General features: G+C 73.7%; 19 protein-coding genes and 1 tRNA gene. 6 read left to right on the top strand and 14 right to left on the bottom strand.

Translation table 11 applies throughout. The features are described from left to right. Positions 1-85 precede the first annotated feature (85 nt). From IF651_RS01090 to IF651_RS01080, 3 genes are all read right to left on the bottom strand, one after another. Positions 86-1198 carry a tRNA (adenine-N1)-methyltransferase gene (locus tag IF651_RS01090; protein WP_191827560.1) on the bottom strand — a complete coding sequence of 371 codons (1113 nt, stop codon included), beginning with the start codon at positions 1196-1198 and terminating at the stop codon, positions 86-88. Between the two features lie 69 nt (positions 1199-1267). Continuing rightward, complete coding sequence (locus IF651_RS01085) at positions 1268-2458, bottom strand: site-2 protease family protein (protein ID WP_338403688.1); 1191 nt, start codon at positions 2456-2458, stop codon at positions 1268-1270. Between the two features lie 143 nt (positions 2459-2601). Continuing rightward, complete coding sequence (locus IF651_RS01080; protein ID WP_277818418.1) at positions 2602-3321, bottom strand: HAD family hydrolase; 720 nt, start codon at positions 3319-3321, stop codon at positions 2602-2604. Positions 3322-3501: 180 nt separating this feature from the next. On the opposite strand from IF651_RS01080, the gene IF651_RS01075 reads away from it, so the two are divergent. Next, a complete protein-coding gene (locus IF651_RS01075; protein WP_191827231.1) occupies positions 3502-4380 on the top strand; it encodes a PAC2 family protein in 879 nt (292 codons plus the stop codon). Positions 4381-4401: 21 nt separating this feature from the next. Here IF651_RS01075 and mshC read toward each other — a convergent pair whose 3' ends face one another. Further along, positions 4402-5679 (bottom strand): cysteine--1-D-myo-inosityl 2-amino-2-deoxy-alpha-D-glucopyranoside ligase, encoded by a 1278-nt coding sequence (mshC, locus tag IF651_RS01070; RefSeq protein WP_191827230.1) that lies wholly within the window; start codon positions 5677-5679, stop codon positions 4402-4404. Positions 5680-5804: 125 nt separating this feature from the next. After that, entirely contained in the window at positions 5805-6683 is an 879-nt protein-coding gene (locus IF651_RS01065) for an undecaprenyl-diphosphate phosphatase (protein ID WP_191827229.1), read from the bottom strand. A gap of 123 nt (positions 6684-6806) precedes the next feature. Between IF651_RS01065 and IF651_RS01060 the strand changes: the two genes are divergently transcribed. Continuing rightward, positions 6807-7775 (top strand): aldo/keto reductase, encoded by a 969-nt coding sequence (locus IF651_RS01060; RefSeq protein ID WP_191827228.1) that lies wholly within the window; start codon positions 6807-6809, stop codon positions 7773-7775. Positions 7776-7799: 24 nt separating this feature from the next. Here IF651_RS01060 and IF651_RS01055 read toward each other — a convergent pair whose 3' ends face one another. Then, on the bottom strand, positions 7800-8093 hold the full coding sequence (locus IF651_RS01055) for a primosomal protein (protein ID WP_191827227.1): 294 nt from the start codon (positions 8091-8093) through the stop codon (positions 7800-7802). A gap of 118 nt (positions 8094-8211) precedes the next feature. Here IF651_RS01055 and IF651_RS01050 point away from each other — a divergent pair, with 118 nt between their 5' ends. Together IF651_RS01050 and IF651_RS01045 are read left to right on the top strand one after the other, a co-directional pair. Continuing rightward, the gene (locus tag IF651_RS01050) at positions 8212-8442 is read left to right on the top strand and encodes a DUF5703 family protein (RefSeq protein WP_191827226.1); all 231 of its coding nucleotides are present in this window, start codon (positions 8212-8214) and stop codon (positions 8440-8442) included. 10 nt (positions 8443-8452) lie between these two features. Continuing rightward, positions 8453-9250, top strand: a complete 798-nt coding sequence (locus tag IF651_RS01045; RefSeq protein WP_191827225.1) for a fructosamine kinase family protein — start codon at positions 8453-8455, stop codon at positions 9248-9250. Positions 9251-9262: 12 nt separating this feature from the next. On the opposite strand, the gene IF651_RS01040 is transcribed toward IF651_RS01045, so the two are convergent. Genes IF651_RS01040 through ald form a run of 4 tightly spaced genes read right to left on the bottom strand, consistent with a single transcriptional unit; the run spans position 9263 to position 14571 of the window. Beyond that, entirely contained in the window at positions 9263-10603 is a 1341-nt protein-coding gene (locus IF651_RS01040) for a M20/M25/M40 family metallo-hydrolase (RefSeq protein ID WP_191827224.1), read from the bottom strand. A 47-nt stretch (positions 10604-10650) separates the two neighbouring features. Further along, on the bottom strand, positions 10651-12762 hold the full coding sequence (locus IF651_RS01035) for a M3 family metallopeptidase (protein ID WP_191827223.1): 2112 nt from the start codon (positions 12760-12762) through the stop codon (positions 10651-10653). A gap of 10 nt (positions 12763-12772) precedes the next feature. After that, positions 12773-13426 (bottom strand): GNAT family N-acetyltransferase, encoded by a 654-nt coding sequence (locus IF651_RS01030; RefSeq protein WP_191827222.1) that lies wholly within the window; start codon positions 13424-13426, stop codon positions 12773-12775. Between the two features lie 32 nt (positions 13427-13458). Then, positions 13459-14571, bottom strand: a complete 1113-nt coding sequence (ald, locus tag IF651_RS01025) for an alanine dehydrogenase (protein WP_191827221.1) — start codon at positions 14569-14571, stop codon at positions 13459-13461. 99 nt (positions 14572-14670) lie between these two features. Here ald and IF651_RS01020 point away from each other — a divergent pair, with 99 nt between their 5' ends. Continuing rightward, entirely contained in the window at positions 14671-14985 is a 315-nt protein-coding gene (locus IF651_RS01020) for a DUF1905 domain-containing protein (RefSeq protein ID WP_191827220.1), read from the top strand. Here the strand turns inward: IF651_RS01020 and IF651_RS01015 are convergent. Then, positions 14962-16266, bottom strand: coding sequence for an AI-2E family transporter (locus IF651_RS01015; RefSeq protein WP_338403687.1), 1305 nt, complete (start codon positions 16264-16266; stop codon positions 14962-14964). The genes IF651_RS01020 and IF651_RS01015 overlap by 24 nt on opposite strands. Before the next feature lie 154 nt (positions 16267-16420). Here IF651_RS01015 and IF651_RS01010 point away from each other — a divergent pair. Further along, positions 16421-16505: transfer RNA gene (locus IF651_RS01010), tRNA-Leu, on the top strand. A gap of 114 nt (positions 16506-16619) precedes the next feature. Here the strand turns inward: IF651_RS01010 and IF651_RS01005 are convergent. The 3 genes from IF651_RS01005 to IF651_RS00995 form a co-directional block, all read right to left on the bottom strand. After that, positions 16620-19442 (bottom strand): ATP-binding protein, encoded by a 2823-nt coding sequence (locus tag IF651_RS01005; protein ID WP_191827219.1) that lies wholly within the window; start codon positions 19440-19442, stop codon positions 16620-16622. Between the two features lie 50 nt (positions 19443-19492). Continuing rightward, complete coding sequence (locus tag IF651_RS01000) at positions 19493-20233, bottom strand: sigma-70 family RNA polymerase sigma factor (protein WP_191827218.1); 741 nt, start codon at positions 20231-20233, stop codon at positions 19493-19495. A 243-nt stretch (positions 20234-20476) separates the two neighbouring features. Next, positions 20477-21970 (bottom strand): ThuA domain-containing protein, encoded by a 1494-nt coding sequence (locus IF651_RS00995; protein ID WP_191827217.1) that lies wholly within the window; start codon positions 21968-21970, stop codon positions 20477-20479. Between the last annotated feature and the right edge of the window lie 181 nt (positions 21971-22151).

Raw genomic sequence — 22151 nt, 5'->3', positions numbered from 1 at the left:
GGTGTCGACCTTAGGCACAATTCTTCGCCACGGGCATCGATGACACCCGTGCTGAGACGTGGAGGAGCGGATCGTTACGTGACCGTCACGCGTCGGACACGGGCGCGTCGGGCTCGGGGCCACGGTCGGCGTGCTCGGACGGCTCGGCGTGCTCGGACTGCTCGGCCTGCCCGGAGGTCCGCGCGGGAGCCTGCCCGCCCGGCTGCTCGGGTGCCTGGCCGACGTCGCGCCGGACGCGACGGATCTTCTTCGGCGACACGGGCCGCTCACCAAGCTCCTCGGGCGACCACTGCTCCTCGCCCGTGGGGTAGGAGCCCTTGGCAGGACGGCGCTTGCGCTCGGGCGGTGCGACGCCGTCCGCGAGCCGGCGTGCGCTGATGAGGAACCCCGTGTGCCCGATCATGCGGTGCTGCGGGCGCACCGCGAGGCCCTCGAGGTGCCAGCCGCGGACCATCGTCTCCCACGCGGTGGGCTCGGCGTACCGGCCGTCGGCGCGCAGCCCCTCGGCGACGCGCGAGAGCTGGGTGGTGGTGGCGACGTAGCACACGAGCACGCCGCCGGGCACGAGCGCGCGCGCCACGGCGTCGAGGTTCTCCCACGGCGCGAGCATGTCGAGCACGACGCGGTCCACGGTGCCGTCCGGGGCGACGGTCGGCAGGACGTCCGCGAGGTCGCCGACCGACAGCTCCCACGCCGGGTGCGGCCCGCCGAAGAACTTCTCGACGTTGCCGGTCGCGATCGCGGCGAAGTCCTCGCGCCGCTCGATCGAGTGGAGCGAGCCCGAGTCGCCGACCGCGCGCAGGAGCGACAGCGTCAGCGCGCCCGATCCCACGCCCGCCTCGACGACGCGCGCGCCCGGGTAGATGTCGGCCATCGCGACGATCTGCCCCGCGTCCTTCGGGTAGACGACGGCTGCGCCGCGCGGCATCGACAGCACGTAGTCCGAGAGCAGCGGCCGCAGGGCGAGGTACTCGATCTCGGCGGTGTTGCGCACCACCGTGCCCTCGGGCCGGCCGATCAGGTCGTCGTGGCGCAGGTAGCCCTTGTGCGTGTGGAACGTCGCCCCGGGCGCGAGCGTGATCGTGTGCAGGCGCCCTCGCGGGTCGGTGAGCTGCACCTTGTCGCCCACGCGCAGCGGCCCGCGGCGGAGGTCTGCTCCCGTCGCACCCGGCCGTGCCGCTCCGGGGTCGGTGGGCAGCTGGGGCACGGGTGCAGAGCTCTCGTCGGTCACGGGCGACCATCCTACGGGCCGGGCCCGCACCCGTCCTCAGCCCTGCCGGGCGGTGCGCAACGCCGCGACGACCGTGCTCACCTCGAGCACCCCGACGAGACGTCCGGCGTCGGTCACGGCGACGACGGACGCCTGGCGCCCGACCTGGGCGAGGGCGGCCAGCAGGTCGGGGCCGACGAGACCGGCGTCGACGCTCGCGCCGGCGGGCAGCGGGACGACGACGGCGGCGACGGGCGTCGTCTCCGCCGCGTCCGGCGGGACGGCGGCGGCGGCGCCGGGATCGACGTACCCGAGGGCGCGGCCCGCGGCGTCGACCACGACGGCGACGACGTGCGGGCCGCCCGCGCGGGCGACCTCGCGCCCGACGGCCGCGACCGACGCGTCGGACGCGACGGGGACCGCCGGCCTCGCGAGCCCTCGTACCGACAGCCCCGACACGGCCTCGCGCGACCGCCCGGCGCGGATCGCCTGCCCGGCACCGGACCACAGGAACGCGCCGATCAACGCCGCCCAGGCGACGGTCCACAGGTCGGGCCGCACCCCCACGGTCAGCGGCCACAGCAGCGCCCAGGCGACGACGCCCACCGCGACGACTCGGCCCACCCAGCCCGCGGCGACCGTGCCCCGGGTGCGCGAGCCCGTCACGGCCCACACGGCGGACTCGAGGATCTGACCGCCGTCGAGCGGGAGCCCGGGAAGCAGGTTGAAGAACCCGACGAACGCGTTGGAGAACGCGCCGGCGTAGAGCAGCAGCGCAGGCACGGTGAACGTGGGCTGGGCCTGGAAGCTGAACCAGAAGACCACGGCGAGGGCCAGGTTCGTCAGCGGGCCCACGACCGAGATGAGGAAGCCGTCGAGGGGTCGCGCGGACGACCCCGAGTAGGCGGTGTGCCCGCCCCACAGGGTCACCGCGAGCTCGGTCACGTGCTGACCGCGCGCCCGCGCGACGAGCGCGTGCGCGACCTCGTGCAGGAACACCGACGCGAAGAGCAGCAGCACGAACGCGAAGGAGACGAGGTAGATCTCCCGTCCGAGCCGCGGCGCGAGGTTCTGGACCGTCGGCGCGAACAGGACGGTGAGGATCACGGCCGCGACGAACCACGACGGCGTCAGGATCACCGGCGCACCTGCGACGCGACCGATCACCCAGCCCTTGGTCTGCCCGGGGCGCGCGGGCTGCTGCTGTCGGCCAGAGGCGCGGGGCGCCGAGGGCTGGGATCCGTCCACCCGGCGAGCCTATGCGCTCGCGTGCGCGTGCCGGTGACGTCCGCGCTCACGGCGGTGCTCTCGGTCCACGCTCGGCAGCAGGTGGCGGGCTCGACCCGGCGCCGGACGGGTGCCGCGGGTCGTCCGACGGCGCCGCGGCGCCGCTAGCGCGGGCTGAGCTCGGACGGCGCCAGCAGGTCGACCGGATCGCCGGCGACGATGCGCGCGAGCGTCGCGAGGTCCACGCGCTCCAGCGACGGCGCGCGGCTGAGGCCGGGTGCGGCCTCGACCGGGACGACCGCCTCGACCCCGAGGGTCGCCGCGCCGGAGGCCAGCGCCGAAGCGATGCCCGACGGCGAGTCCTCGATCGCGACGCAACGGGTGACGTCGACCCCGAGCCGCTCGGCGGCCAGGAGGTACGGCTGCGGGTCCGGCTTGCCGCGCTCCACCTCGTCACCGCACACGATCACGTCGAACGCGCCCGTGCGGTCCGCCACCGGCTGCGCGAGCTCGCGGTAGGACATCGTCACGAGCGCGCACGGCACGCCCGCGTCTCCGAGCGCGGCGAGCAGCTCGCGCGCACCCGGCTGCCACGGCACGCGCTCGCGCACCTGCTCGACCACGCGGCCCAGCAGGAACCGCACGATGTCCTCGACGGGCAGCCGCACTCCTCCGCGCTCGCGCAGGATCTGCGCCGAGACGGTGAGCGGGTTGCCGACGAGCATCAGCGCGTCCTCGTGCGACCACGACTCCCCGTGCGCCGCGACGAGCTCGTGCTCCGCCGCCATCCAGTACGGCTCGGTGTCGACGAGCGTGCCGTCCATGTCCCACAGGACGGCCTGGGGCAGCACGGGGGACGAGTTCTCAGGGCGTACGGACGTCAAGAAGTGCTCCAGCGACGGTGGGGTCGGGTGAGGTGAGGGTGCGGGCGACAGCACACCCTCGCACCTCCAGGGTACGGGTGGAGCGCCCCGGGACCGGACGGGCCAGGACCCGGCGGCCCGGGGTACGCCGTCCGCGAACCTGGCCCGCCGCCGTCGGGCACGGCCGCATAGGCTGGGGCGATGAGCGAGAACCCGCAGGACGCAGCCCGTCAGACCGTGATGATCGCGGCGTTCGAGGGCTGGAACGACGCGGGCAGCGCCGCGACCTCGGCGGTGGAGCACCTGCACGAGGTCTGGGGCGCGCAGGACGTCGACGAGCTCGACCCGGAGGAGTTCCACGACTTCCAGGTCAGCCGGCCGATCCTCACGACCGACGACGAGGGCCGGCGCGAGATCGAGTGGCCCACGACGACCGTCGCGACCGCGACCCTGGCGCCGAGCGGCCGCCGGGTCGTGCTCGTGCAGGGCATCGAGCCCTCGATGCGGTGGCGGCGGTTCTGCCGGGAGCTCCTCGACATCGCTCGTGCGCACGACGTGCGCACGGTCGTGACGCTCGGCGCGCTCCTGGCCGACGTCCCGCACACCCGGCCGATCCCCATGACCGCGACGTCGGAGAGCGTCGGGTTGCAGGCGGTGCTCGACGTCGAGCCCACCGCCTACGAGGGGCCGACCGGGATCGTCGGGGTGCTGCAGCACGCCGCGGCCGAGCGTGGGCTGCAGTCCGTCTCGCTGTGGGCCGCGGTGCCGCACTACGTCGCGCACCCGCCGTCGCCGAAGGCGACGCTCGCGATCCTGGCGCGCGTCGAGGAGCTGCTGTCGGAGCCGATCCCCCTGGGCGAGCTCGCGGAGGACGCCGAGGCGTGGCAGCACGGCGTCGACGAGCTCGCGTCCGAGGACCCGGAGATCGCCGAGTACGTCCAGCAGCTCGAGGAGGCCAAGGACACCGCCGAGCTGCCCGAGGCGAGCGGAGAGGCCATCGCGCGCGAGTTCGAGCGCTACCTGCGCCGGCGCGACCCGGGCACGCCCGGAGAGGGCAAGGGTGGCGGTCCCAGGCTCTGACCGCCGCGGGGTGCGTGGTTCCTAGAGCCGCACCCCGAGCAGGGCGTTGACGGATCGCGCCACCACGCCGGGCGCCCCCTCGACGTCACCGGACACGTCCCGACCGGGGCGCAGCGACTCCGCAGCCCACGCGTCCACCGCGGCGAGCGCCGCCGGCGCGTCGAGGTCGTCCGCGAGCGCGGCGCGGACCGCGTCGAGCATCGAGCCGGCGTCCGGTCCCCCGTTGCCGGACACGGCGTCACGCCACGTCTCGAGGCGCCGCACGGCGGTCGGCAGGTCGTCGTCCGTCCACTCCCACTCGCCCCGGTAGTGGTGCGCGAGCAGCGCGAGGCGGATCGCCATCGGGTCGGCCCCGGCGGCTCGCAGGTTCGACACGAGGACGAGGTTGCCGAGCGACTTGCTCATCTTCTCGCCCTGGAACGCCACGAGGCCCGCGTGCACGTGGACGCGCGGCGCTGCGCCGTCGGACAGCATGCGGTCGTGCGAGGAGGACATCTCGTGGTGCGGGAACAGCAGGTCCGCTCCCCCGCCCTGCACGTCGAACGGCAGGCCGATCCCGTCGCGCGCGATGACCGCGCACTCGACGTGCCACCCGGGCCGGCCCGTCCCGAGCACGCCCCCGTCCCACGCGGGCTCGCCGGGGCGCTCGCGCCGCCACAGCAACGGGTCCAGCGCGTCCTTCTTGCCGTCGCGACCGGGGTCGCCTCCGCGCTGGGCGAACAGGTGCTCCATGACGTCGCGCGAGAACCCGGACACCGACCCGAACGCCCGATCGCCCGAGAGGTCGGCGTACACGTCCCCGAGCCCGGGGTCCTCGCCGCCGGCACCAGGCTCGACGGGGACGCGGTAGGCGAGGCCGGCGTCGAGGAGCTGGGTCACCGCGTCCACGACGGCCGGGATCTTCTCGACGGCCCCGTCGTACACGTCGGGCGGCACGACGCCGAGCGCCGTCATGTCCTCGGCGAACAGCGCGGTCTGCTCGACGGCGATCTGGCGCCAGTCCTTGCCCGTCGCGGCAGCCCGCTCGAGCAGCGGGTCGTCGACGTCGGTCACGTTGGACGCGTAGCGCACCTCGTGGCCGGCGTCGCGCCACGCGCGCACGAGCAGGTCGAACGCGACGTACGTCGCGGCGTGGCCGATGTGCGTCGCGTCGTAGGGCGTGATGCCGCACACGTAGAGCGAGGCACGGTCCGTGGCCGACGCCGCGACGACCTGCTCGCCGGTCGTGGAGTCGTGCACCCGGACGGGGTGGCCGCGGCCGGGGAGCTCGGGGATCTGCGGGGCGGGCCAGCTGTGCACCCGTTCACCCTAGCGGCCCGCGGCAGTGCGGCCTCGCGTCCCGCGGTCCGTCCTGCGCCCGGGCGTGGCACCGACCTGCACGTGAGGCCGCGGAGGTGACCAACCCCACACCGTCCGGACGCACGTCACGGGGTCGGGGCCGTCGTACCGCCCGGCTCGAGCACACCCGTCAGCAGGAGCAGCACGACGACCACCGCGAGCGCGAGCCGGTAGACCACGAACGGTGTGTAGGTGAACGTGGAGACGATCTTGAGGAACGCGATGATGACGAAGTACCCGACGACGAAAGCGACGACCGTCGCGATCAGCGTCGCGCCCGCACCGGGCGTCCCCGGGGCGGCGGGCTCGCCCGCCGACTTGAAGAGCTGGTAGAACCCGGACCCGAGCACCGCCGGGATCGCGAGCAGGAACGAGTACCGGGCCGCCGCCTCACGGGTGAAGCCCAGGAGCAGCCCCGCCGTGATCGTCCCGCCCGAGCGGGACACTCCGGGTATCAGCGCGAGCGCCTGGGCGAACCCGAACGCGACCGCCTGGCGTGGGTTCAGCTCGCCCAGCGTGCGGCGCTTGGCGCCGACGCGGTCCGCCCATCCGAGCAGCAGGCCGAAGACCGCGAGCATCAGGGCGGTGAGGTACAGGTTGCGGAACGTGTTCTCGATCGCGTCCTGGAACAGCAGCCCCAGCACGACGATCGGGATCGACCCGAGCGCGATGAACCACGCCATCGCGGCGTCGTGGTCGGCCCGGCCCAGCCGCGAGCGCCAGTCCGTCCCGTGGTCCCCCCGCAGCGAGCGCCACCACGCGACGCAGATGCGCACGATGTCGCGCCGGAAGTACAGCAGCACGGCGGTCTCGGTCCCGATCTGCGTGATCGCGGTGAATGCCGCACCGGGGTCCTGGGACCCGATCAGCTCGCCCACGATGCGCAGGTGCGCGCTCGACGAGATCGGGAGGAACTCGGTCAGTCCCTGGACGAGGCCGAGCAGGACGGCTTCCCACGCATTCACGAGCGGTCACGATACAGCGCGATCCACCCGATCCGGGCACCGTGGGTGAAGTGCCCGCACCCCGCGTCCCAGGCCGTCCCTTCGACCGACGCCACGGCGCGCGCGCCGGTACTCTCGGCTCCCATGGAACTCCGCCAGCTGGGCCGCACCGGTCTGCGCGTCTCCGCGCTCGGCCTGGGCACCATGACGTGGGCCCGGGACACCGACGAGCTCGACGCCGCCGAGCAGCTCACGGACTTCGTCGACGCCGGCGGCACGCTCGTGGACACCGCGGCGTCCTACGCCGGCGGCGACGCCGAGTCGCTGCTCGGCACGCTCCTCGGCTCCAGGGTCGACCGTCGCGACCTGCACCTGTGCACCAAGGCGGGAGTGCGCCACACGTCGTCCGGGCCGATGGTCGACGCATCGCGCGGCGCGCTGCTCGACTCGCTCGACGAGTCGCTGGCCCGGCTCGGCACCGACCATGTCGACCTCTTCCTCGTCCACGCGCCCGACGCCGGTACCCCGTTCACCGAGACCGTGTCCGCGCTGCGGCAGGCGGTCACGTCGGGACGCACGCGCTACGTCGGGCTGTCCAACCACCCGGCGTGGGCGACCGCCCAGGCCGCGACGTTGCTCGCCGGGACCGACGACGTCGGTCTCGCGGCCGTCGAGCTCGAGTACTCGCTGCTGCAGCGGGGCGTCGATCGCGAGGTGGTGCCCGCGGCGCAGGCCCTCGGGCTCGGTCTGCTCGCGTGGTCCCCGCTCGGGCGCGGCGTGCTGACCGGCAAGTACCGCCGGGCGCTGCCCGCCGACTCGCGCGGTGCCTCGCCCCACCTGGCCGGGTTCGTCGAGCCCTACCTCGACCATGCGTCGTCCGGGATCGTGGAGGCGGTCGTCACGGCCGCGGAGGGACTGGGGCGTGCGCCGCTCGACGTCGCGCTCGCGTGGCTCCTGGGGCGTCCCACGGTCGCCAGCGCCATCGTGGGTGCACGGACCCCTGCCCAGCTGCGGGCCTCGCTCGACGCGGCGGAGCTCGTGCTGCCGGAGGCGGTCCGGACCGCGCTGGACGACGTCAGCGACGTCGAGACCGGCTACCCGGAGCGCTGGTGACAGGTCACGGGTGACGAGCCGGGTTCAGCGGGCGGGGTCGCCCGCGAGCTGGTCGTCGTCCACGACGTCGTAACGGTCGTCGTCGTCCAGGCCGTCGTCGTCGTCCTCGTCCTCGTCGTCGTCCGCGAGGTCGAACGGCGTCGCCTCCCCGTAGACCTCGCCGAGCGAGTCGTCGTAGACCTCGAAGGCGTCGGCGAGCACGTCGTAGGCGTCGTCCACCGCAGGGTCGTCGTCCTTGCGCCGTGCGACGACGGCGTTGTAGTGGGCCTCGAGGGCCGCGACGAAGCGGTCGAGCGCGGCGCGCGGATCAGCGGTCATACCCTGACCGTAGCCCCGAGCGGTGCACAATGGGCAGTCGAAACAGGTGGCGACCGACCCTCCCCTCCCCGTGGGGCGATCGGCCGCCACCGACCGGTCGGTGGAAGGGCGGTGGCGCGTGCACAGCAGGTCGACGTCGAGCAGTCGCTCCGGGTGGGCGGACAACGGGCAGTACGAGTACCGGGTCGTGACGATCGGTCGGACGACGAGTCGTTCGGACGCACGACGGCTCCTGACCGACGAGGCGGAGTACGGGCGCTGGGAGCTGGCCCGCACCCTGCTGTACGTGGGCGGCGAGCGCCGCGTGTGGCTGCGGCGCAAGATCATCCGCGTGCGGTCGACCCTCTGAGCGCGCGTCGGTGAGCGGCGACCACACGAAGGCGCGTCCGGACGCACCGGACGGATTCTTCGCGTGCGAGGCGGCCGGTCTCGCGTGGCTGTCGGTCGCGGGCGGTCCGCGCGTGGTCGAGGTGCGCGACGTCGGCGCCGGCCACCTCACGCTCGAGCGCGTCGCGAGCACCCCGCCCACGCCCGCTGCGGCGCGCGAGCTGGGCCGACGGCTCGCCGTCCTGCACGACACCGGCGCGCCCGGCTGGGGGGTGGCCCCGCCGGAGTGGGACGGCGACGCCTTCTTTGGGCCGCTGGAGGACCCGTTGCCGATGGTGACGGGTGCCTGGCCGGACTGGCCGACGTTCTACGCCGAGGCCCGGCTCCTGCCCGTCGCGGAGCAGGGGCTCGCCCGTGGCTCGCTCACGCGTGACGACGCCGACCTCCTACGAGACCTGGGAGACCGCCTCGACGTGCTGGCGCGTCCGATGCTCGACGACGCGCCGGCCCGGCTGCACGGCGACCTGTGGTCGGGCAACGTCATGTGGTCCTCGCTCGACGGCGCGCCGGGAGTGGAGGCCGTGCTGATCGACCCCGCCGCCCACGGCGGCCACCGGGAGTCCGACCTCGCGATGCTCGCGCTGTTCGGCGCGCCGCACCTGGAGCAGACGCTCGCGGGATACGCCGAGGTGCACCCGCTCGCTCGCGGCTGGCGTCACCGGGTGGCGCTGCACCAGGTCTACCCCGTGGCCGTGCACGCGGTGCTGTTCGGCGGCGGCTACGTCCGCCAGCTGCGCTCGTCGGTCGCGGGCCTGCTCACCCACGGGTGACGACCACGGCCGTCAGCAGGCGCGCAGGAGGCGGTCCAGGACGCGGACGCCGAAGCGCAGGGCGTCGACCGGTACGCGCTCGTCGACGCCGTGGAACATGCCCGCGAAGTCGAGGTCTGCCGGCAGCCGCAGGGGCGCGAAGCCGTAGCCCGTGATGCCGAGGCGGTGCAGCGACTTGTTGTCCGTCCCGCCGGACAGCGTGTACGGCAGCACGGCCGCGCCCGGGTCCTCGGCGAGCAGCGAGTCGACCATGACGTCGACGAGGTCGCCGGCGAACGGGACCTCGAGCGCGGTGTCGCGGTGGATCTCCTCGACGCGCACGTGCTCGCCCGCCAGCAGGTGCAGGGCGGCGATCCCCTCGTCCTCGTGGCCGGGCAGCAGCCGCACGTCGACGGTGGCCTCGGCCCGGCCCGGGATGACGTTGGCCTTGTAGCCGGCGTCGAGGCGGGTGGGGTTGGAGCTGTGCCGCACCGTCGCCCCGACGAAGCGCGACGCAGGACCGAGCGCGGCGACGAGCGCGTCGATGCACTCCGGGTCCTGGGCGTCGAACGGCAGGCCGGTGAGGTCCGCGACACCGCGCAAGAGCTTGTCGACCGTCGGGGTCAGCGTGTAGGGCCACGGGTGGCTCCCGATGCGTGCGACGGCCTCCGCCAGCCGCGTCACCGCGTTGTCGTCGTTGACCTGGGACCCGTGCCCCGCACGGCCGTCCGCGACGAGCCGCAGCCACGCGAGCCCCTTCTCCGCGGTCTGCACCAGGTAGGCGCGGCGACCGTCGACGTCGACGGAGAAGCCGCCGACCTCGCTGATCGCCTCGGTCGCACCCTCGAACAGCTCGGGCCGGTGGTCCACCGCCCAGCGGGCACCCTTGACGCCGCCCGCCTCCTCGTCCGCGAAGAACGCGACCACGACGTCGCGCGCAGGCTTGCGCCCCTCGCGCACCAGCTGTCGAACGACCGCCAGGATCATCGCGTCCATGTCCTTCATGTCGACCGCGCCGCGCCCCCACAGGAGGCCGTCGCGCTCCTCGCCCGCGAACGGGTCCACCGACCAGTCCGCCGCCTGCGCGGGCACGACGTCGAGGTGGCCGTGCAGGACGAGCGCAGGGCGCGTGCGGTCCCGGCCCTCGAGGCGCACGACGACGCTCGCCCGGCCCGGCTCGGACTCGAAGATCTCGGGGTCCAGCCCGACGTCGTGCAGCAGGCCCATGACGTACTCGGCGGCGGCACGCTCGCCCGGACCGGACCCGTCACCGTAGTTCGACGTGTCGAGACGCAGGAGGTCCTGGCAGATGCCGACCACCTCGTCCTGCGCGGTGGGTACGGGGGCAGCGGTGTCGGGCCGGGCGGAGGTCATGGCTGAACGCTACTGGCTCGCGGTGCCGGTGCGCTGCCTCGCACGGGTCAGACGTCCAGGCCGCGGCGTGCCAGCAGCGGCGCGATGTCCGCATCGCGGCCGCGCAGGTCGCGGAAGGAGACGAGCGGGTCCTGCGAGCCGCCGCGCGCGAGCAGGGCGCGACGGAATCGCTCGCCGTTCTCGCGCGTCAGGCCGCCGTTCTCGCCGTACCAGTCGACCGTGTCCGCATCGAGGACCTGCGACCAGATGTAGGAGTAGTACCCGGCCGAGTAGCCGCCGCCGAACACGTGGTTGTAGTACGTCGTGCGGTAGCGGGGCGGCACGGGTCCGAAGGCGACACCCGCCCGTCCCAGTGCGGCCTCCTCGAAGGGCACGACCTCGTCGACCGACGCCGGGACGTCGTCCGGGCCCAGCTGGTGCCACGCCTGGTCGAGCAGGGCCGCGGCGAGGTACTCGGTCGTGGCGAATCCCTCGTTGAACCGGCGCGAGGCGAGCATCGTGGCGACCCACTGCGCCGGGACCGGTTCGCCCGTCACGTGGTGGACCGCGTACGAGCGCAGGACCTCGGGCTCCCAGGCCCACATCTCGTTGACCTGCGACGGGTACTCGACGAAGTCGCGCGGGACCTCGGTACCCGACTGCGACGGGAACCGGACGTCGGAGAACAGCCCGTGCAGCGCGTGGCCGAACTCGTGGAACAGCGTGATCACCTCGTCCCACCCGAGCAGCGTCGGCTGCCCGGCCGGCGGCTTGACGATGTTGAGGTTGTTCACCACGACCGGACGCTGCCCGAGCAGGTGGTTCTGGTCGACCATGTTGTTCATCCACGCGCCGCCGCGCTTGGCCTCGCGCGTGTACCAGTCGGCGAGGAACAGGCCCATGCCCTCGTCGCGCTCCCCCGGGGTCGGCGCGTCGAACACCTCGAACACGCGCACGTCGGGGTGGTAGCCGACGAGGTCGGTCCGTTCGGCGAACGAGATCCCGTACAGCAGGTGCGCGGCCCGGAGCACGCCGTCGTGCACCACGCGCTCGAGCTCGAGGTACGGACGCAGCAGCGCGTCGTCGAGCGCGTAGCGGTCCTTGCGGACGCGCTCGGCGTAGAACGACCAGTCCGACGCCCGCAGGGTGGCGCCGGCCTCGTCGGACCGCAGCGCGGCCTCGATGTCCGTGGCCTCACGTCGCGCGTTCGCGACGGCGGCCGGGGCGAGCCGCGAGAGCATCGCGTTCACGGCAGGCGTGGTCTTCGCGGTCGCGTCCTCGGCGACATAGGCGGCATGGTGCTCGTACCCGAGCAGCCGCGCGCGCTCGGCGCGCAGCCGTACGGTCTCGAGCACGATCTCGCGGGTGTCGTGCTCGTCGCCCGTAGCACCCCGCGCCTCGGACGCACGCTGCACGCGTTCGCGCACGTCGCGGCGGGTCAACGACGCGAGCACACCCTGCTGGGTGGGCAGCTGCATCTCGAGCAGCCACGCGCCGTCGTGCCCGCGCGACGCCGCGGCAGCCGCGGCGTTGGCGACCGCGTCGTCGGCGAGCCCCTCGAGATCGGCCGGGTCGGTCACCAGGACGCTGGCCGCGTTCGCACCCGCCAGCAGCCTGCGACCGAACGACGCCTCGAGGCTCGTGAGCCGGCCGTTGATCTCGCGCACCCGCTCCTGCTCGGGGCCGTCGAGCTCGACGCCCGAGCGGCGGAAGTCCGTCAGGAGGGTCTGCAGCAGCCAGGCCGCGTCGGCCTCGAGCACGACCTCGCCCGAGCGGGCGGCCTCGTCCAGCCCGCGCAGGCGCGCGTGCACGCGTGCGTCCATGTAGATCGCGTCGTGGTGCGCCGCGTACTCGGGCGCCAGCTCCTCCTCGATGTCCTCCAGGCCGGGCGTCGCGTCGGCGCCGAGCTGGTTGTAGAACGCGTGCGCGACCCGCGACAGCGCACGCCCCGAGCGCTCGAGCGCCTCGAGCGTGCCGGCGACCGTCGGCGCGTCCGTGCTCGTGGCGATCGCCTCGACCGCCGTGCGCTGTGCCGCCATGGCGGCACGCAGCGCGGGCGCGTAGTGCTCCTCGCGGATCGCGGCGTAGTCCGGGAGCTCGTACGGGAGGCCCGACGGCGCAGCGAACGGGTTGGTGGGATCGAGGTCGAGGTCGGTGTGCGCAGGGTGCGAAGACGTCATGCCCCCATCCTCACCCGGCCGACGCGGTGGTGTCCGCCGGCAGGCCGGCCGGCACGTCGGCCGGCCATGCTTCGACGGGCTCGCGCGGGTCGCCCGCGAGCAGCGTGGCGACCCAGGCGTCACGGCGCACGCCGCGCTGCACCGAGTGGCCGCGCACCGTGCCCTCGACGCGGAAGCCGAGCCGCCACGCCAACCGCCGCGAGGGCCAGTTCCCGACGTAGGCCTCCCACGACAGCCGGGCGAGGTCGCCGCCCTCGGGGTCGAACGCCCAGTCCACGACGAGCCGTCCGGCGGCGGTCGCGAGGCCACGCCCGCGACCGGCGGGTGTCATCCAGTAGCCGAGCTCCGCCGAGCGCTGGCCGGCCGGGGCGTCGTCCGCACCGAGGCCGAACATGCCGAGGAGCGGGCGCGGTCCCTCGGGGCCCGGGATCCCGGAGGGACCCGCCGACTCGCGGACCGCCCACGTGAAGACGCGGCCCTCCTCCCAGCCCGTCGCCACGTACCCCTGGACGAACCCGACGGCGTCCTCGCGCGTGTAGGGAGACGGGACGACGGTCCACGCCGCGACGTCCGGGTCCTGGCACGCGGCGGTGATGGCCTCGACGTCGTCGAGGGTGGGTGTCGCCAGGTGGACGGCACCGTCGTCGAGCGTGAAGGGCTGCATGGGCACACGGTGCCACGCGGCGCCCCGCCCCGTCAGCCCAATACGTCGCCGACCGCGGAGCTCTCGAGCCCGTGCGCCGCGGCGACGGCCCGGTTGAGCAGCACGCCGTGAGACGTCGAGGCGCCGGACCGCAGGACCGGGACGTCGCGCACCGCCGTCGTCCCGCCGTCCGCGAGCGCCGTCAGGTACCCGAGCGTCGCGCTCGTCAGGGCGTGGGTGCTCGTGACGGGCACGGCACCGGGCATGTTCGCGACGCAGTAGAAGGTCGTGCCGTGCACCGCGAACGTGGGGTCGTCGTGCGTCGTCGGCCGGGACGACTCGAAGCACCCGCCCTGGTCGACGGCGACGTCCACGAGCACCGCTCCCCGGCGCATGCGGGCGACCAGGTCGTCGCCCACGAGCCGAGGCGCGCGTGCTCCCGGGACGAGGACCGCGCCGATCACGAGGTCTGCCGACTCCAGCTCCTGCTCGATCGCGTACGCGCTCGACGCCACGGTGCGCACGTGGCCGGAGAACTCCTCGTCCACCTCCCGCAGCGCGGGCAACGACAGGTCGACGACGCTCACCTCGGCCCGCATCCCCACGGCGATCCGTGCCGCGTTGCGCCCGACGGTCCCGCCCCCGAGGACGACGACGCGACCGGCCTGCGTCCCCGGCACGCCGCCGAGCAGGACACCTCGTCCGCCGGCGGGCCGCTCCAGCAGCGCCGCGCCGACCTGCGTCGCCATGCGGCCCGCGACCTCGCTCATCGGCGCCAGCAGCGGCAGGGAGCCGTCGGGCGCCTGGGCGGTCTCGTACGCGACCGCCGTCGTGCCGGCGTCGAGCAGCGCTCGCGTGCCGGCGCGATCCGCGGCGAGATGGAGGTAGGCGAAGAGGACCAGGTCCTCGCGCAGGTGCCGGTACTCGCTCGCGACGGGTTCCTTGACCTTGCAGACCAGGTCGGCGCCGCCCCAGGCCTCGTCCGCCGTGGCCACGACACGGGCACCCGCGCGTTCGTACTGTTCGTCCGCGAGGTGCGACCCGACGCCGGCGCCCGACTGCACGAGCACCTCGTGCCCTGCCCGCGCCAGGTGGTGGGCGCCGGCAGGGGTGAGCGCGACGCGGTCCTCGTGGTTCTTGACCTCGGTGGGTATGCCGATCCTCATGGTCCAGTGTCGCCACGGAGCCCGGCAGCGCGCACGACGGCGGTGTGCCGGCCGCTGGGGCATTCCCCTCGTGGGGCCGGTCCGCTACCGTCGGTTGACATGCCCACGTGGACCGATCCCGGCGCCGTGGAGTTCGACGCCGTGGTGACCGCCGCCGGCACGCGCACGGGGGCCTTCGTCGAGCTGCCGTTCGACGCCGACCTGCTCTTCGGCACGCGAGGGCGGGTCCCCGTCGTGGCACAGCTCGACGACGTCACCTACCGCGCGTCGCTCGTGCCCTACGGCGGACCGCACCTGCTCGCGGTGCTGCGGGCCGTGCGGCGCCGGACCGGCAAGGACGTGGGCGACGTCGTGCACGTACGGCTGCACCTCGATGCGGACGTCGGCGCGTCAGTCGTCCCGCCCCTGACGTGAGGCGAGCGCGATCTCCTTCGCGGTGGGGACGTCGTCGTCCATCGGTGGGTCCTTGTGCCGCAGCCTGGTGAAGATCGACCAGGCGACCGCGACCAGCGGGACGGAGACGACCGCGCCGAGGATCCCCGCGAGCAGCGTGCCCGCCGTGACCGAGATCGCGACGACCACCGGGTGGAGCGAGACCTGGGACCCCATGACCAGCGGCTGCAGCACGTGGCCCTCGAACTGGCCGATGAGGGCGATGCCGACCGTGACGATCAGTGCCGTGACGAAACCGTCGGCGGCGAGCGCCACCACGGCCGCGATGATCATCGCGAGCGGCGCACCGATGATCGGGATGAACGCCCCGATGAAGACCAGGACGGCGAGCGGCGCCGCGAGCGGGACGCCGAGGATCGCGAGGAAGATGCCCGCGAGGATGCCGTCGGTGAGGGCGATGATGACGGTCCCGCGCGCATAGCCCGAGAAGGTGAACCAGCCGGCCCCGCCGGCGACCTTCCAGCTCTCGCGCGAGCGGGCGGGGAGCTGGTTGAGGAACCAGGTCCACATGTCCTTCCCCCGGGCGAGGAAGAAGACCGTGCAGAAGATCGCGAGCGCGATCGCCGCGAAGCCCTCGAACACCGATCCCGCGCTCGCCGCGGCCTGGCTCGCGATGTCGCCACCGTGCTCGGAGAGCCATTCCTGGCCGTTCGCGATCCACCCGTCCACGTCGTCCGCGGTGATCGACACGGGCAGCGGCCCGTTCTCGAGGAAGTCGAGGATCTGGTCGATGCCGTCGGTGAACTCGCCGGCGAGCTTCTCCCACTGCCCTGCGACGGAGGAGATGACATAGGTGAGCAGCCCGGCGAAGAACAGGAGCGCGGTCAGGAGCGCGAGCCCGGTCGCGAGCCCGCGCGGCATGACGCGCGCGTAGAAGTCGGTCACGGGACGCAGCACGGACGAGATGACCAGCGCGAGGAAGACCGCGATGAACACGAGCTGGACCTGCGCGGTGGCGTAGAAGACGAGCGCGACCGCCGCCACGACCATGAGCAGGCGCCACGACCAGCCCGCAGTGGTCCGCAGCCAGGCAGGGACCGTCTCGTCGTACCCCACGACGGACGGGTTGCGCCGGGCCCCGGCCACCTTCCGGGCCGCGGTGGACGCACCCGCGAGGTGGCGCAGCGACGCCGCGGGCCGGTCGGTGCTGCCGCCCGCTCGCGAGGCCCCCGCGGACGCCGGCGCCGCTCGACGCTCTGCGTCCTGGGCGCCGGTCTCGTCGCCCTCCGGCTCGTCGCTCACGCGGGCTCCCGCCTCGTACCTGTCACCATTCGCCCAGTGTGCCCCAGTCGCCGTCGCCCCGCCCCGCACCACGACCGCGATTCCGGATCGAGGGCCCGGGCATGCTATGTTTTTCCCCGCACCGGAACGGCGGGAACGCCGGAACGGTCCACTCGTCCGGGTGGCGGAATGGCAGACGCGCTAGCTTGAGGTGCTAGTGCCCTTTATCGGGCGTGGGGGTTCAAGTCCCCCTCCGGACACTCGTTGAGACAGCGACGACGCAGCGGGTCCAGGGATACCTGGGCCCGCTTCGTCGTTGTCCGGGCCGATCAGAGGGTTCGTCCTCTCCTCGCACCCGGCCCGTTCTCCCGTGCTCAGTCGGCCTCGGGCAGCGCGGTCCTCAGCTCCGTTCGCGACCTGATCCCGAGCTTGACGAACACCTTGCGCAGGTGCCACTCGACGGTGTGCGCGCTGAGGAAGAGCCGCGCGCCGATCTCCCGGTTCGTGAGTCCGTCGCGCGCGAGCCGGGCGACGTTGCCCTCCTGGTCGGTGAGGTCGTCGGACCGGTCCGACGAGCGCGCGTGCACGGTCTCACCCGTCGCCCTGAGCTCCCGGGCGGCGCGGTCGGCGAAGCCTTCCATGCCGCACGACGACAGCACCGCGTACGCCGCGCGCAGCTGCACGCGAGCATCCACCCGTCGGTTCTGGCGGCGCAGCATCTCGCCGTACACCAGCTGGGCGCGGCCCTTGAGCATCGGCACCCGCACGCGGTCGAAGCCGTCGATCGCCTCTCGGTAGAGAGACTCCGCCTCGTCACCGTCGCGCAGCTGGGCCTCGGCGAGAGCGACGAACGCCCGCGCCCACTCGCTGTCGCCGACCGGCTCCGTCACGCTCACCAACCGTTCGAACGCCTCCTCCGCGACGGCGCGCTCGCCGGTCCGGGCAGCCGCCTCGACCACCTCGAGCAGGGTGCGCATGGCGTGACCCAGCTCGTGGGAGTAGGGCAGCTCCTCCCGTGCCGCGACCAGCGCCTCGCGATAGCGCCCCGCACCGTTGTAGACGAGTGCTTCCGCGAGGTTGGCGACGGTCAGGGCGTAGCCCTCGCCTCGCGCGTACGCGTCCGCCCGCAGGCGTGCCGCACCGCGCTCGACCTCCTCGACCTGCCCGCGGTACGCGGCGACGAAGACCCGGCCGTACTGCGGCAGGGGCTGGCCGGTGACGGACAGGATGGTGTCGATGTCGTCGCAGATCGCCTCGGCCTCGTCGAGGTGGCCGTCGAAGGTCCGCGCGACCATCAGCAGGCTGAGGGCCATGGGCAGCACGGTCAGGACGCCTCCCGCCCGGGCGAGCCGCACCTGCCGCTCCGCGAGCGTGCGCAGCGCCTCGGCGTCCCAGATGTCCTGGGCGGCCCTGCCGCCGAACCACATCCAGTGCAGCTCCAGCGCATCCGGCGGGTGCCCCAGGAACGCACGCACCGCTCGTCGGACGATGGGGAGCGCGGACTCCTGCCCCCGGGTGGACAGCAGCGCCTGACCTCGCAGGATGAGGTCCTGCGCGCGCTCGGACCGGTCGTCGGCGGTCGCCGCCAGGATCGCGTCCGCGACCTGCTCGACGGCACCGGGCTCGCCGAGCCGCCCGGCGTACACGGCGGCCGACAGCGCCTCCATGTAGGTGTCGCGGGCGAGCGCACGGTCGTGCGGCTCGAGCGCCTGCGCGGCCCGCAGCAGCTGCAGCGGAGCGCTCCGGTCACGGCGCAGCGCATAGCCCGCGCGTGCGCGCAGCCGGCCCACCAGCGCCTCCTGCAACGGGGTCAGCGGCAGGTCGCGCGCGCTGTCGAGCAGCCGCAGGGCCGTGTCGGGCGCGCCCGCGTCGTGCTTGGCCCCGGCCGCCGCGATCAGCCGGTCCGCGCGCGACCCCGGCTCGGGCGAGAGCTCGGCGGACCGCTCGAGGAAAGCGGCTGCAGCGGCGACGCCCCCGCGTGCCCGCGCGCGACCGGCGGACTGCTCGAGGTCCCGGGCCACGCCCTCCTCCGGCCGCAGGGTCGCCGCGGCGCGGTGCCACGCGCGTCGGTCCGGGTCGCGGTCGGCGTACGTCACGTCGGCCAGCGCCGCATGGACGGATCGCCGGTCCTCGGGCGTCGCCGCCCGGTAGACCGCCGACCGGATGAGCGGGTGCCGGAACGTGACCCGCGCGCCGACGACGAGCGCGTCCGCCTGCTGCGCGGCGTCGAGGTCCTCCGGGTCCAGGCCGAGGACGGCTCCTGCCCGCCAGAGCAGGCCGGTGTCGCCGGTCGGGTCCGCGGCGGCGAGCAGCAGCAGCGTCCGGGTGGACGCGGGCAGCGACTCGAGCCGCGCGAGCAGGCTCAGCTCGATGCGGCTCTCCAGCGGCAGGGAGCTCGCCAGGGCGAACCCGCCCGCCAACTCGGCCGGGCTCAGCGTGCCCGGCAGCTCCCGCAGCGCGAGCGGGTTGCCGCCGGACTCCGTGATGAGCTGGTCGCGCACGCGCCGGTCGAGGACGCCCGGCAGACCGAGGCGCAGGACCTCCCGTGCGTCCGCGTACCCCAGCCCCTGCAGAGCGAGCTGCGGGAGGTCCGCGAACTGCTCGTCGACCGTACGCATCGACACCACGACGGCGATCCCCTCCGAGCCCAGGCGGCGAGCCACGGACGCCACCGCGCGGGCCGAGACGTCGTCCAGCCACTGTGCGTCGTCCACGACGCACAGCAGTGCGCGGTCGGCCGCTGCACGGGTGAGGAGACCTCGCACACCCAGCCCCACGACCAAGGGGTTCAGTGCGCTCGCCCCGCGCAGCCCGAACGCCGTCTCCAGCGCCTCGCGCTGCGGTCCCGGGAGGTGGTCGACCTCGCTCATCAGGTGTCCGCACAGGAGCTGCAGACCGGCGTAGGGCAGCTCCATCTCGCTCTCCGAGGCCACCATCCGCTCGACGCGCACCCCTGACCCTGCCAGGTCGACGACGCGGTCCAGCAGCGCGGTCTTGCCGACCCCGGCACCACCGCTGACGACGAGCGCGCCGCTACCACCCTCGCGGGCCCGGTCCACGAGCGTCAGCAGCCTCGTCAGCTCGCGGTCGCGCCCCAGCAGCGAGCCGGCGCTGCGGCCCGCCGGGGGCCCTGAGACTCGTTGCGCATCCACGTCCGCGTCCAGGTGCTCCCGCGCGTCCTTCCATGGCCGTTCCATGGCACTGGGGCGAGCGTACTCACGCCCCTCGCCCAGGGCCACCGCGCTGATCACGCGGCGCGGGCCGGCACCTGCCGGCCGGGCCGAGGTGACGCCGGACCCGTCGACGCGAGCGTGCGTACCGGGGCGAGCCGGATCCGCGGGACCAGGACCTGCTCCAGCGCTTCGAGGTCACCCGTGGCCGCCGCGGTGGAGAACGCGTGCACGAGGAGCCGGTGGGCCGCGGGATCGACCGCGCTCGGACGGTCGCCCCGGATCTTGACCTGCGCGCGCCGGACCAGCTGCCGCACGTTCGCCGCGCTCGTCCCCAGCAGGACGGCGACGTCGAGGCAGGGGTACTCGAAGCCCTTGCGCAGCAGGTAGGCGGCGAGCTCGCGCGGCGAGAGCCGTGCCATCAGGTGCGCCAGGCCCCGCGACACGGACTCCTCCCGCTCGGCCCGGAGCGTGGGGTCCTGTGCCGGGTCGGCGGGCTCGGAGGACGGCGCCGCGCCCGGCGCCTCGTGCCGGTGACGCGCGGAGCGGACCACGTTGATCGCCATGCGGGTGGTGGTCGTGGTCAGGAAGGCCGCGGGATTCTCGATCGCGCTGCGGTCGGTGCGCTGCCAGCGGAGCCATACCTCCTGCACCACGTCCTCCGCGCCCGTCGCGTCGCCGAGGATGCGGCAGGCGATCCGACCCAGCAGGGCGCGTTGCGACAGGAAGATCTCCAGGCCTGCGTCCGGACCGACCCTCCCGCACCGGACGCCTGTCGTCGCGGCGGGGGACATCATCTCTACCGTGGGAACGGACATCAGGGACTCCTTCTCGCGAGCCACCGTCGGGTCGATGGCGATGGATCCACCGTCCGGCCCCGCTGCGGCCGATCGCGCCCTGGACGTCCGTGGTCGGACCCGTGGTGCGACCACGTCGCAGCCGGCGGTCGCACGCGAACGCCGGCCCTGCCTCATGGCAGGACCGGCGTTCGCGGTGTTGCTCCGAGCTGCTCCCGGCTGCTCCCGGCTGCTCAGAGCTGCTCCGGTGCGATCGTCTCGCTGTCAGTCGGTGCCCTCGTACGGGACGAGCGCCTCCTCGACGACCTCGTCACCGTCACGTTCGGCGCTCACCGTCACGGTGACGTCGCCCGCGGGAACCCCGGCCTGACGTGTCGAGAACGACTGGTAGGCGTTCGCCCCGGGCGCGACGTCCTCGAACGTCCGCTCCCCGTACGGCGTGGTGACGGTCACGTCGACCGGCGTGTCCTCCTCGTTCGCGACGCGCACGGCGAGGTAGTCCCTCCCGGCCAGGTCGCGCACCTGCGCCTGCGCGGTGAACGCGAGGTCCACCTCGCTGCCGCCCTCGTCGAGCGCGCTCTGCCAGTCCGTGAGGTCGGCGAGCTTGGTGACGAGCAGAGCGGTGTCACCGGCCTCGTCCGAGAGATCGGCGACGAGCGCCTGGGCGGCCGCGATCGCCGTGAGCGCGGCGGCGTGGTCGCCGGCGTCCGCGGCGGCCTCCGCGTCGTCGAGGTGACCGGTGATGCCTGCGACGGCCTCGGCGTCACCGTGGGTCGTCGTGTCGAGCTCGGCGACGACACCGTCGACCTCGCCGAACGTTACGCAGTTTCCGCCGCCCTCGACGACCCCCGCGGTCCACTCGACGCCACCGAGCACGTGCTGCCGGAAGGCGGGGTCGGTCCACGACGCGTCGGTGTGACCGGCGCCCTCGTACCAGGAGCGTCCGCCCTCGAAGTTGTGGCACCACGCCAGCGGGTGGTCCGCACCCATCGCGTTGCCTCCCGGGGAGTACGTCGACTCGTCGAGCGTGATGAGGACGTGGACGTCCTCGCGGGGGTTCTGCGTGTAGTTGTACCACTCGTCGAACCGGTCCCAGGCGGCCGGGAGGTGCTCGGTCGAGGGGTGCGCCGGGCTCTCGACGCGCATCGTGGCCTGCTGCTGCGCGGGGTGGCTGGCGAACCGTGCCCCGCCTCCCGTGAGCTCGCTGTACCAGGGGACGGTGTGCATCGTGTCGGTCGCGGCGTGCAGTCCGACGAACCCGCCGCCGCCGCGGATGTACCCCTGGAAGGCGGCGAGCTCCGTGTCGTCCAGCAGACGTGGCTTGTCCGGGTTCATGTCGTTCGTGTTGTCGACGGGTGAGACGAACACGATCGTCGCGTACTGCGCGAGGTCTTCGGCGCTGGTGAACGGCGTGCTGTCCATCGTCAGGTCAGGCTGACCGGGAGAACCGGCGCCCCACCAACCCGACGAGTCGTTCGGCGGGTCCCACACGTCCACCGTGAAGCCGTTCTCAGCGCCCAGCTCGATGAGGGTGTTGGTCGTGTTGTCGATGTGCGAGTGCCGGAAGCCGAGCGTCTTGCCGACCACGAGGATCTTGTAGTCCTCGGCGAGGACGCTGGCCGACGGTACCGACAGCGACGTCGGTGCCGGGGAGGACGCGGCGGGCGCTGCCGCGGCTACGCCGAGGCCGGTTGCCAGGAGAGGGAACGCTGCGAACGCTGCCAACCCTCGATTGATCTTGCGATTGAACTTTTTCATGCCTGCGTCTCCTTCTCGGATCGAGCACGAGAGCCGGGTGTCCTGCAGGTCGCGGCACTGAGGTCCGGGTGCACCGCGGTGTGCAAAGACGTTCGGACGATCGGCACGACCATCGTGCCGATCTGGCGAGTTTTGATGACAGCGCGCCATAAGTCAAGGACACCGCCGCAGTCTTCGGCGG

Source organism: Cellulosimicrobium arenosum (assembly GCF_014837295.1).
In the GTDB taxonomy this organism is placed as follows: domain Bacteria; phylum Actinomycetota; class Actinomycetes; order Actinomycetales; family Cellulomonadaceae; genus Cellulosimicrobium; species Cellulosimicrobium arenosum.
This window is presented reverse-complemented; position numbering and strand designations above follow the sequence as displayed.

Coding starts and splice junctions, on each gene's coding strand:
- IF651_RS01075 (WP_191827231.1), top strand. CDS start 3,502: ATGAGCGAGAACCCGCAGGACGCAGCCCGTCAGACCGTGATGATCGCG.
- IF651_RS01060 (WP_191827228.1), top strand. CDS start 6,807: ATGGAACTCCGCCAGCTGGGCCGCACCGGTCTGCGCGTCTCCGCGCTC.
- IF651_RS01055 (WP_191827227.1), bottom strand. CDS start 8,093: ATGACCGCTGATCCGCGCGCCGCGCTCGACCGCTTCGTCGCGGCCCTC.
- IF651_RS01040 (WP_191827224.1), bottom strand. CDS start 10,603: ATGACCTCCGCCCGGCCCGACACCGCTGCCCCCGTACCCACCGCGCAG.
- IF651_RS01035 (WP_191827223.1), bottom strand. CDS start 12,762: ATGACGTCTTCGCACCCTGCGCACACCGACCTCGACCTCGATCCCACC.
- IF651_RS01030 (WP_191827222.1), bottom strand. CDS start 13,426: ATGCAGCCCTTCACGCTCGACGACGGTGCCGTCCACCTGGCGACACCC.
- ald (WP_191827221.1), bottom strand. CDS start 14,571: ATGAGGATCGGCATACCCACCGAGGTCAAGAACCACGAGGACCGCGTC.
- IF651_RS01020 (WP_191827220.1), top strand. CDS start 14,671: ATGCCCACGTGGACCGATCCCGGCGCCGTGGAGTTCGACGCCGTGGTG.
- IF651_RS01005 (WP_191827219.1), bottom strand. CDS start 19,442: ATGGAACGGCCATGGAAGGACGCGCGGGAGCACCTGGACGCGGACGTG.
- IF651_RS01000 (WP_191827218.1), bottom strand. CDS start 20,233: ATGTCCGTTCCCACGGTAGAGATGATGTCCCCCGCCGCGACGACAGGC.
- IF651_RS00995 (WP_191827217.1), bottom strand. CDS start 21,970: ATGAAAAAGTTCAATCGCAAGATCAATCGAGGGTTGGCAGCGTTCGCA.